This window comes from Actinosynnema sp. NPDC002837 (assembly GCF_040295345.1).
Classification (GTDB): Bacteria; Actinomycetota; Actinomycetes; order Mycobacteriales; family Pseudonocardiaceae; genus Actinosynnema.
The window spans coordinates 1-10,292 of sequence record NZ_JBEOVG010000159.1 but is presented as its reverse complement, the minus strand read 5'-3'; the positions used below and the strand labels follow the sequence as shown (position 1 = coordinate 10,292).

General features: G+C 72.0%; 7 protein-coding genes and 1 pseudogene. 3 read left to right on the top strand and 5 right to left on the bottom strand.

Translation table 11 applies throughout. The features are described from left to right. Positions 1-102 precede the first annotated feature (102 nt). The 4 genes from ABTZ99_RS43805 to ABTZ99_RS43790 all read right to left on the bottom strand — a co-directional run bounded on the left by ABTZ99_RS43805 (position 103) and on the right by ABTZ99_RS43790 (position 4,901). On the bottom strand, positions 103-756 hold the full coding sequence (locus ABTZ99_RS43805) for a DUF5336 domain-containing protein (protein ID WP_498783514.1): 654 nt from the start codon (positions 754-756) through the stop codon (positions 103-105). A gap of 185 nt (positions 757-941) precedes the next feature. Then, positions 942-1,832: a succinate--CoA ligase subunit alpha gene (gene sucD / locus ABTZ99_RS43800; protein WP_498783512.1), complete on the bottom strand. Its 891-nt coding sequence runs from the start codon at positions 1,830-1,832 to the stop codon at positions 942-944. Positions 1,833-1,834: 2 nt separating this feature from the next. Continuing rightward, the gene (sucC, locus tag ABTZ99_RS43795; RefSeq protein ID WP_498783511.1) at positions 1,835-3,004 is read right to left on the bottom strand and encodes an ADP-forming succinate--CoA ligase subunit beta; all 1,170 of its coding nucleotides are present in this window, start codon (positions 3,002-3,004) and stop codon (positions 1,835-1,837) included. 268 nt (positions 3,005-3,272) lie between these two features. After that, entirely contained in the window at positions 3,273-4,901 is a 1,629-nt protein-coding gene (locus ABTZ99_RS43790) for a hypothetical protein (RefSeq protein WP_498783509.1), read from the bottom strand. Between the two features lie 94 nt (positions 4,902-4,995). On the opposite strand from ABTZ99_RS43790, the gene ABTZ99_RS43785 reads away from it, so the two are divergent. Both ABTZ99_RS43785 and ABTZ99_RS43780 read left to right on the top strand, forming a co-directional pair. Then, a complete protein-coding gene (locus ABTZ99_RS43785) occupies positions 4,996-5,778 on the top strand; it encodes an esterase/lipase family protein (RefSeq protein WP_499619045.1) in 783 nt (260 codons plus the stop codon). Positions 5,779-6,328: 550 nt separating this feature from the next. Next, positions 6,329-6,997 (top strand): M23 family metallopeptidase, encoded by a 669-nt coding sequence (locus tag ABTZ99_RS43780; protein WP_498783506.1) that lies wholly within the window; start codon positions 6,329-6,331, stop codon positions 6,995-6,997. A 361-nt stretch (positions 6,998-7,358) separates the two neighbouring features. On the opposite strand, the gene pcrA is transcribed toward ABTZ99_RS43780, so the two are convergent. Beyond that, a complete protein-coding gene (pcrA, locus tag ABTZ99_RS43775; protein WP_498783504.1) occupies positions 7,359-9,686 on the bottom strand; it encodes a DNA helicase PcrA in 2,328 nt (775 codons plus the stop codon). A gap of 195 nt (positions 9,687-9,881) precedes the next feature. Here pcrA and ABTZ99_RS43770 point away from each other — a divergent pair. Continuing rightward, a pseudogene (locus ABTZ99_RS43770) lies at positions 9,882-10,163 on the top strand (chorismate mutase); the annotation flags it as partial. Positions 10,164-10,292 lie beyond the last annotated feature (129 nt).

The window sequence follows — 10,292 nt, the reverse complement described above, 5'->3', positions numbered from 1 at the left end:
CCACAACTCCTCCGGTGCGGTCGGGGCCGTCCGGTCCCCCGCCCCGACCCCCGTGGCGGGGGGCCCCGCCCCCGCCCCCCCCCCACCCCTCCCACGACGTGCTCAGCCCTGCTGCGGGCCGCCGAACCCGCCGGGCGGCGTGCCCTGGCCGGGCTGCTGGCCGGGCTGGCCGAACTGGCCGGGCTGCGGCATGTAGGACGTCGGCTGCGGCTGGCCGGGCTGCTGGGCCTGCTGCTGCGGCGGCGCCTGCTGGACGAACTGGCCGGACGGCGGGCCGAACTGCTGCGGCTGCTGGCCCTGCTGCGGGAACGCGCCGGACTGCGGGTTCCAGCCACCCGGCTGGCCGTAGACGTTCGCGGCCTTCGGCTGGAGCTTCACGATGCCGGTCTCGAGCAGCAGGCTCATCACGACGGCCGCCGCCAGCAGCAGCGACACGATCAGCAGCACGATCTGCATGCCCTGGACGTCGGCCTCGGTGGTGATCAGGCCCTGGAGCAGGCCGAGGGTGGGGATCAGCGCGAACGGCACCGCCGCGTACAGCAGGCCCTTGGGCGCCTGCGGCAGCACGGACAGGCCGGCGAGGATGCCCGCCGCGTACAGGTACTCCGACGACGGCACGTCGTCGGCGAACGCGAGCAGGAACGCGATCAGCGCCAGACCGGCGGCGACCAGCGGAAGGATGAGGTTCAGGTTCACACCCACCGCCGGCTGCGCCGGACCCGGCTGCTGCTGAGGGGCGCCGTACGGCTGGGACATGATGCGGTCTCCTCCACCTGCGGAACTGATTTCGGGTCGACAGAACGCTAGCCGATGCGCACTCTCCGACGGCGACCGGACCTCCGTGGTTCCCCCCAATGTGCGCATTGACTCGTCCCGGCACGCACTGAGGGCCACCTCCCGGCGGGGAGGTGGCCCTCAGGTCACGCACGAACGGCCCAGTGTCAGCCGATGGACTGCATGATCTCCCGCATCAGCGCGGCCGTCTCGCTCGGCGTCTTGCCGACCTTGACGCCCGCCGCCTCCAGGGCTTCCTTCTTCGCCTGCGCGGTGCCGGCCGAGCCGGACACGATCGCGCCCGCGTGGCCCATCGTCTTGCCCTCGGGCGCGGTGAAGCCCGCCACGTAGCCGACGACCGGCTTGGTGACGTTGTCCTTGACGTAGGCCGCGGCCCGCTCCTCGGCGTCGCCGCCGATCTCGCCGATCATCACGATCGCCGCGGTCTCCGGGTCGGCCTCGAAGGCCGCCAGCGCGTCGATGTGGGTGGTGCCGATGATCGGGTCGCCGCCGATGCCGATGGCGGTGGAGAAGCCGAAGTCGCGCAGCTCGTACATCATCTGGTAGGTCAGCGTGCCGGACTTCGACACCAGACCGATCTTGCCCGCGCCGGAGATGTTGGCCGGGATGATGCCAGCGTTGGACTGCCCGGGGCTGATCAGGCCGGGGCAGTTCGGGCCGATGATCCGGGTCTTGTTGCCGGTCGCGACGGCGTGCGCCCAGAACGCGGCGGTGTCGTGCACCGGGATGCCCTCGGTGATCACGACGGCCAGGCCGATGCCCGCGTCGATCGCCTCGATCACGGCCGCCTTGGCGAACGCCGGCGGCACGAAGATCACGGTGACGTCGGCGCCGGTCGCCTCCATGGCCTCGGCCACCGAGCCGAACACCGGCAGCACGTTGCCGTCGAAGTCGACCTTCTCGCCCGCCTTGCGCGGGTTCACGCCGCCGACGATGTTCGTGCCGGACGCCAGCATCCGCTTGGTGTGCTTGGTGCCCTCGGCGCCGGTCATGCCCTGGACGATGACCTTGCTGTCCTTGGTGATGAAGATTGCCATCGTCAGACCCCCGCAGCCGCGAGCTCGGCGGCCTTGTCGGCCGCGTTGTCCATAGTGTCCACCACGGTGACCAGCGGGTGGTTGGCCTCGGCGAGGATCCGACGGCCCTCCTCCACGTTGTTGCCGTCCAAGCGGACCACGAGCGGCTTGGAGGCCTCGTCGCCCAGGATGCCCAGCGCGGCCACGATGCCGTTGGCGACCGCGTCGCACGCGGTGATGCCGCCGAAGACGTTCACGAAGACCGAGCGCACGTCCGGGTCGTGCAGGATGATGTCCAGGCCGTTGGCCATGACCTCGGCCGACGCGCCGCCGCCGATGTCGAGGAAGTTCGCGGGCTTGACGCCCTTGTGCTTCTCGCCCGCGTACGCCACCACGTCGAGGGTGGACATCACGAGACCGGCGCCGTTGCCGATGATGCCGACCTGGCCGTCCAGCTTGACGTAGTTGAGGCCCTTCGCCTTGGCCTTGGCCTCCAGCGGGTCCTCCGCCTGCTTGTCCACCAGCGCCTCGTGGGCGGGGTGGCGGAAGGAGGCGTTCTCGTCGAGGGTGACCTTGCCGTCGAGCGCGACGATCTTGCCCTCGGGGTCGCGGACCAGCGGGTTGACCTCGACCAGCGTGGCGTCCTCGGAGACGAAGGTCTCCCAGAGCTTCACGATGACGTCGGCGACCTGGTCGGCCACCTCGGCCGGGAACTTGGCGGCGGCCACGATCTCGTCGGCCTTGGCGCGGTCGACGCCCTTGATCGCGTCCACCGGCACCTTGGCCAGGGCCTCGGGCTTGGTCGCGGCGACCTCTTCGATGTCCATGCCGCCCTCGACGCTGGCCATGGCCAGGAAGGTGCGGTTGGCGCGGTCGAGGAGGAAGGAGAAGTAGTACTCCTCGGCGATGTCGGACGCGGGGGTCACCAGCACGCGGTGCACGATGTGACCCTTGATGTCCAGGCCGAGGATCGCCTCGGCCTTGGCCGAGGTCTCGTCCGGGTTCTCGGCGAGCTTGACGCCGCCGGCCTTGCCGCGGCCGCCCGTCTTGACCTGGGCCTTGACCACGACGGTCTGGCCGAAGCGCTCGGCGATGGCCTTGGCCTCGGCGGGGGTGGTCGCCACGTCGCCCGGAAGTACCGGGACGTCGTGGGCGGCGAAGAGGTCCTTCGCCTGGTACTCGTACAGGTCCACTCGGGTCTCCTGCGACGTCGGTGTCGGACACCGCGTCCTGTCGTGCGGTCCTCTCCAGGTCCCGGCGCTCCAGGCTGGGGCCTGGTGCGCACACGTACCAGGCATCACCTGGAACGCCGGCACAGCCGTGGGGGGACCGGCTCGACGCGGCTTCGCAAGACACTATCGACCGGTCCGGAGTCCACCGCACCCCACGCCCGTGAACTCCGTCATAGAGGTGGTGAGGTCGATCACCAACGCCGGCGGGGCCGCCGATCCCACGATCGGTTCAGCGGGCCGTGCGCAACGCCCCGGCGACCACGAACGCGGCCGTCGCGGCGGCGGCCAGCCACAACCCCGGGCCGGGGGCGGCCTCGGCGGCGCGCGCCGCGGTGAGCGGGTACTCCCAGGCGCGGACGGCCGTGACGACGGCCGCGCCGAGCAGCAGCGCCGCGCCGCGGCCCGGCCTGGCCCTCAGCGCGACCACCGCCGCGACCACGACCGTGATCAACGCCACCAGCAGTCCGAACGAGCCGACGCGCAGCCCGAACGCGCCGATCGCCACGTAGTCCGGCGCCCGCAGCACGGGCAGGCTGAACGCGCCGACCGCGAGCAGCGCGGCGATCAGGGTGGCGGCGATCAGCGGCAGCGGCGGTTCGGTCGTGGCCGTGCCCACCTCGTCCCGCTCGACCGCGCCGGCCAGGGCGGCGGTGACGGCGGCGACCGCCGCGGCGACCACCGAGCCCGCGGTGAACCAGACGCCGACCCCCGGCCCGACCACGTCGACCTGCGTCGCGGTGAAGACGGCGTCGAGCGCGCCGGCGGCGCTCAGCGGGATGGTGACGACGGCGACGGTGAAGGCGGGCCGGACGGCGGCCTTGGCCAGCAGCGCGGCGGCGAGGACGCCGGTGGCGATCGCGGCCGGCCACAGCAGGCGCGCGGCGTAGTCCGCGGGCGGCGGGAAGCCGTCGGGCAGGACCAGGTGGTCGGTCGACGCGCCGACGGCGGCCGTCGCGGCGGCGACCAGGCCGAACGCGCCCGCGATGACGTGCAGGCGACGTTGGCCGGGCAGTTCGACGTCGTGCCCTTCGGCGTCGTCGTCCTTGACGGCCCGCTGCGGCCAGGCGAGCGCGACGGCGGCGGCGAGGACCAGGAACGGACCGACGGCCGGGCCGACCGCGTCGACCGAGAAGGCCGTGGCGATCGGCGGCACGGCGGCGCCGAGCAGGACGGCGGCCAGGCCGAGCAGCCCGCCCCGGCGCGCCTCGTGGGTGGTGGCGCTGGCCGCGAGGACGGCGAGCGCGGGCGCGGCCAGGGTGAGGACGAGGCCGCCCACCATCGGCAGCGTCGGCGAGTCGACCGTCCCGCGCGCCGGGATCAGCGCGTCGGACGAGGTGAACGGCGCGGTGAACAGGCCGATGCCCGCCACGATGCCCGCCGTGGCCGGCAGCGCGAAGCTCGCGCGTTCGCTGCGCACGTCCGGTTCCGTGCCGAAGGTGGCCAACGCGCCGGCCGCGATCAGCAGCACGTGCCCGGCCGGCAGCAGCCACAGGCCGAGCACGGGCTCGGGCGGGTCGAGGCTCGCCGCGCGCATCAGCTCGGGCCGGGCGGCGTCGACCGGGTCGACGAGGAGCTGCAGGTCGGCGAGCAGCCGGCCGAGGGCGAACACGGCGGGCGCCACGAGGGCCGCCGCCGCGGTGAGCTCCTGCCCGCGCGAGAGGAAGAACGCCGCCAGGGCGGTCGGCAGCACGGCGAGCAGCGCCAGCAACGGCCAGGAGGTGAACGCGGGCGGCGCGGAGCCGTCGACCACGCCGACCGCCGGCGCCACCGCGGTGAGGAGCGAGCCCGCCAGGGCTGCCCCGACCGCCGTCCGGAGCCTCGTGCGGATCGGTGAGACCGGTTCAGCGGTTCGCATCACCGGTCGGACGCTAGCAAAACCGGGCAGGCGGCGACGGGCGACCGGTCGGGACCACCGGGGGTTGTGGACGTCGGCCGTCGGGTACTGATCGTCGGTGAGGGCATCACCTACCTCCCGCCCGGTGGGCGACGCGGTGCGGCGGCTCGTGGAGACCTGGTCGGGCCGGGTCGGCGCGGGCGTGGACGCCGGGCTGGGCGTGGCGGGCGAGGCCCTCGGCCTGGCGGGCGGCGTGCTGCGGGCCGTCGCTTCACCCGGCGGCGTGCGGGGTGTCGCCGTCGAGGCCGCCTGGCTGGCCGCGCGCACCGTCCTGTACCCGTGGGGCGTCGCGGAGGAGCGGGTGAAGCCCGAGGGGCACTACCGCACCGACCACCTGCCACCCCGCCGGCGCGGGCTCCTGGTTTCGGCCATGGACGCCGCGGGCACCCCGATCGTGTTGGTGCACGGCATCGGGGACAACCGCTCCGCCTTCGCAGTGCTGTCGGGGGCACTGCGGAGGCGTGGCTTCGGAGCGGTGCACGCCGTGAACTACAGCGTGCTGACCGCGTTGACGGGGGACGTCCGGCGGTCGGCGGCGCTGCTCGGGGAGCACGTCGAGCGGATCTGCGAGGAGACCGGATCCGACCGGGTGCACGTGGTCGGCCACTCGCTGGGCGGCCTGATCGCCCGTTATTACGTGCAACGCCTGGACGGGGACGCGCGGGTGCGCACGCTGGTCACCCTCGGCACCCCGCACCGCGGCACGCTGGCCGCCTACCTCCTGCCCACGGCGCTGACCAGGCAGTTGAGGCCCGGTTCGGACCTGCTGGCGGAGCTGGCCGAACCGTCGCGACCCTGCCGCACCCGGTTCGTCGTGTGTGGAGCGAGATGGACCAGGTGATCGTCCCGCAGCGGAACGCCCGGTTGGAGCACCCGGCGTTGGTCGTCGAGGAGCACCGGATACGTGATTCAGGTCACCTTTCGCTACCGGTTGACACACGCACCCTTCACCTCGTTGTGACGGCCATCACGCGTTCGCATGACAGTGGGGTTCGCCCCATCGTGCCTGTACGTGAGGGGTTTTCGTAGCCCGGTCATGACCCTGAGTCACGACTCATACGCGCGGATGTCCCACTGACCGCTAAACGGTCATCCTCGGCTTCGGGGATTGCCCTTAGGGGCTCCGCGCCGTTATCTTCCCCCGGTCCGTTGTCACGGTCTGGTCACAAGCAGGACGACGAGCCGGTACCCCGACCGGCTCAACCGGGATCCCCCGCCCGGTAGTCCGACCGGACTCCCCGAAGACGGAAGGCCAGGTTTTGTCTCAACACCGCTCCCCCGGCGGCCATACGAGTTCTGCTGTGCTCGAAGAAGCGGTAGACCGCGCTTCGACCCGCACGGTGAGCACGCACCGGCTTCCGCCTCCGCCCTCGGCGCTGCGCGGACGGATCGTGGTCGCCGCGGTCGCCGTCGGCGCGTTCGCCGCCGCCGGCGCAGGGCAGACGCTCCACGCGCTCGGGTCCGACTCGCCGGCCTCGGCAGACGAGGTCACCCCGCTCGCGAACTCCGCGGCCGACGGCGCCGCCGCGTTCGGCGTCGGTGGCACCGGCCCCGCCTCCCCGCAGGTCCTGCCCGTCGCCAAGACGGTCGACCCGGCGGCCGAGGCGCAGAAGCTCGTCAAGAGCCAGCACATCACCGAGACCCGCGAGGCCGAAGAGGCCGAGGCGCGGCGTCCCAAGTTCGCCCGTCCCGCCGCCGGCGACTTCACGTCCGGCTACGGCGGTCGCTGGGGCGAGATGCACTACGGCATCGACATCGCGGGCCCCATCGGCACGCCGATCCTGTCCGCCGCCGATGGTGTCGTGATCGAGGCCGGTCCGGCAAGCGGTTTTGGCCTGTGGGTCAAGGTCGAGCACGCCGACGGCTCGGTGACCGTCTACGGCCACGTGGACACCTACTCCGTGCGCAAGGGCCAGCGGGTCCTGGCGGGCGAGCAGATCGCGCGCATGGGCAACCGCGGCTTCTCCACCGGTCCGCACCTGCACTTCGAGGTCTGGAACCCGGACGGCAAGAAGATCAACCCGCTGGGCTGGCTCAACTCCAAGGGCATCAGCGTCTGAGCCGACGAGGCTCGCCACGTTCGTGGGCAAAGAGGTGGGGCCGGGCTGCTGAGCAGCCCGGCCCCTCCACTGTGCGGAACCGCCCCCCGAAGGTGATCCCCTCTTGCGGTCACCGCCCCGACGCGGCTCCCGCCCCACTGCCCACCCCCGTAGGCACCCCCTGCTCGCCGCCAAGCGGCCCTCCCCGGCCGGTTCACCCCGAATGACCCGGCCCATCCGCTTGTGACATCCCTATAGACGCACGTGCGGGATTCGGGTTGCACGGGAATTCAGCCACGTTCAGGCGAACACCGGTCGACCCTCAGGGGCCGACCGGGACACCTATATATACGTAAGGCGGCGAACTACGGCTGAGCGCGCCTCAGAGCTTCACGAGGGGCACGCCGCCGATGAGCATCAGCCGCACCGTCCCCGCGCCGCCGAAGTCGATCGTGGCGGTCGCACGGGGCCCCGAGCCGTCCACGGCCACGACCCGGCCGAGGCCGTACTTGTCGTGGCTCACCCGGTCGCCCACGTCCAGCTTCAGCGCGGGCGTGTCCTTCCAGCCCGCGTTGGTCGGTGCCGGGCGTGGCGTGCCCGACCCTCGACCGCCGCCCCACGACGTCGGCGCGGACGGCGCGGAGCGCTTGGGCTCCGTCCGCCGCCAGTCGAGCAGGTCGGCCGGGATCTCGTCCAGGAACCGCGACGCCGGGTTCGTCGACGGCTGGCCCCACGCCGAGCGCACCAGCGCCCGCGACAGGTACAGCCGCTTCTGGGCGCGCGTGATGCCCACGTAGGCCAGGCGCCGTTCCTCGGCCAGCTCCGTCGGGTCGCCGAGCGCCCGCAGGTGCGGGAAGACGCCGTCCTCCCAGCCGGTGCAGAACACCACCGGGTACTCCAGGCCCTTGGCGGTGTGCAGCGTCATCAGCGTGACCACGCCGTCGGACTCCGCGTCCGGCACCGAGTCGGCGTCCGCGACCAGCGCCACCCGCTCCAGGAACGCGGCCAGGGAGCCTTCGGCGGGAAGCTCCCCGAAATCAGGAGATGCAGCCTCGGCCGGCGTGGGGGTGTTCAAGTCGCCGAACTCGCGGGCCACCGTGACCAGCTCGTTGAGGTTCTCGACCCGGGTGTGGTCCTGCGGGTCCTCGCTGGCCTCCAGCTCGGCCCGGTAGGCGGTCTTCTCCAGCACCGCTTCGAGGATGTCGGCCACGTCGTCGCCGCGCTCGACCAGCTCGCCGAGCTCGTCCATCAGCTCGACGAACCCGGCGATCGCGTTGCGGGAACGCGGGTTGAGCAGCGGCACCTTGCCGGTCACCGCGTCGCGCAACGCCGCCGCGAAGCCGATCCGCTCGCGTTCGGCGTACATCGACACGCACGCCTCCGCGCGCTCGCCGATGCCGCGCTTGGGCACGTTCAGGATGCGCCGCAACGACACCGTGTCGTCGGGGTTGGACAACGCCCTCAGGTACGCCAGCGCGTCGCGCACCTCGCGCCGCTCGTAGAACCGGACGCCGCCAACGACCTTGTAGGGCAGGCCGAGGCGGATGAAGATCTCCTCGAACACGCGCGACTGGTTGTTGGTCCGGTAGAACACGGCGATCTCGCCGTTGTTCGCCTCGCCGCTGTCCACCAGGTGGTCGATCTCGCGCGCGACGAACGCCGCCTCGTCGTGCTCGTTGTCCGCGACGTAGCCGACGATCTTCTCGCCGTCGCCGAGGTCGCTCCACAGCCGCTTGTCCCGGCGGTCCGGGTTGCGCGAGATGACCGCGTTCGCCGCGCTCAGGATGGTCTGCGTGGACCGGTAGTTCTGCTCCAGCAGGATCGTGGTGGCCTGCGGGTAGTCGCGCTCGAACTCCACGATGTTGCGGATCGTCGCGCCGCGGAAGGCGTAGATCGACTGGTCGGCGTCGCCCACGACGCACAGCTCGCCCGGCGGCACGCCGTCCTTGCCGGTGCCGATCAGCTCGCGGACCAGCGTGTACTGCGCGTGGTTGGTGTCCTGGTACTCGTCGACCAGCACGTGCCGGAACCGGCGGTGGTAGTGCTCGGCCACGTCCGGGTGGTTCTGCAGCAGCTCGACGGTCCGCATGATCAGGTCGTCGAAGTCGAGCGAGTTCGAGTCGCCGAGCCTGCGCTGGTAGCTCTCGTAGACCTCGGCGACGCGGCGCTCCAGGTCGTTGCCCGCCCGCTCCTTGGCGGTGGCGGCGTCGACCAGCTCGTTCTTCAGGTTCGAGATGTGGATCGCGAGCGTGCGCGCCGGGTAGCGCTTGGGGTCCAGGTCGAGGTCGCGCGCCACCAGCGTGATCAGCCGGCGGGTGTCGTCGGAGTCGTAGATCGAGAAGCTGGACGACATGCCGAGGGTCTTGGCCTCGCGGCGCATGACCCGCACGCACATCGAGTGGAACGTGGACACCCACATCGAGCGGGCCCGCGCGCCGACCAGGTCGGCCACGCGTTCCTTCATCTCGGCGGCGGCCTTGTTGGTGAAGGTGATCGCCATGACCTCGCCGGGGTGCACGTCGCGCGCGGCGAGGAGGTAGGCGATGCGGCGGGTGAGCACGCGCGTCTTGCCCGAGCCCGCACCCGCCACGACCAGCAACGGGGCGCCCGCGTGCTCGACGGCCCGTCGCTGGGACGGGTTGAGGTCTTCGAGCAGCCGCGCGGACCGGGGGGAGGGGGGACTTGCGGGCAAGTCGAACAAGGCGCTCATCGCCTGTCCACGTTACCGGGTACCCCCGACAGTCCGTGGCTGTGGCATGATGAGCGGGTGCGCATGGCCCACTTCGAGTTTTTTTACGGGAACCGGACTCCGGCTCCCGTGGACCGCTAGCGCCGACAAGCCACCACGAAGCCCCGGAGTCCTCGGACCCCGGGGCTTCGCTGCTGCCAGGGCTGGGACTCCAACCAGAGTCGAGAGGTCGTCACCATGAACAGCACCGAAGCCGCACCGGACATCGACGCGTTGCGCCAGGAGATCGACCACCTGGACGCCGAGCTGCTGAGGCTCGTCAAGCGGCGGGTCGAGGTCTCCAAGATCATCGGCGCGGCCCGGATGGCCGCCGGCGGCACGCGGATCGTGCACAACCGGGAGATCGACGTGATCAACCGGTACAAGGACCTCGGCCCGGACGGTCGGGACCTGGCGATGATCCTGCTCAAGCTGGGCCGCGGCCACCTGGGCCGGTGACATGGCCGCTGCTCCGCGGACGGCGGCCCGGTCGACTTCCAGGCGACCGGGCCCCGACGCCGGAGTCGGCGAACTTCCACCCCGTGAGCGTGGACCTGGCCCGGGCCAGGTCCACGTGCACGAGCTGGG

Bases quoted from the DNA above. Each gene is read 5' to 3' on its own strand.
- ABTZ99_RS43805 (WP_498783514.1), bottom strand. From the start codon at position 756: ATGTCCCAGCCGTACGGCGCCCCTCAGCAGCAGCCGGGTCCGGCGCAG.
- sucD (WP_498783512.1), bottom strand. From the start codon at position 1,832: ATGGCAATCTTCATCACCAAGGACAGCAAGGTCATCGTCCAGGGCATG.
- pcrA (WP_498783504.1), bottom strand. From the start codon at position 9,686: ATGAGCGCCTTGTTCGACTTGCCCGCAAGTCCCCCCTCCCCCCGGTCC.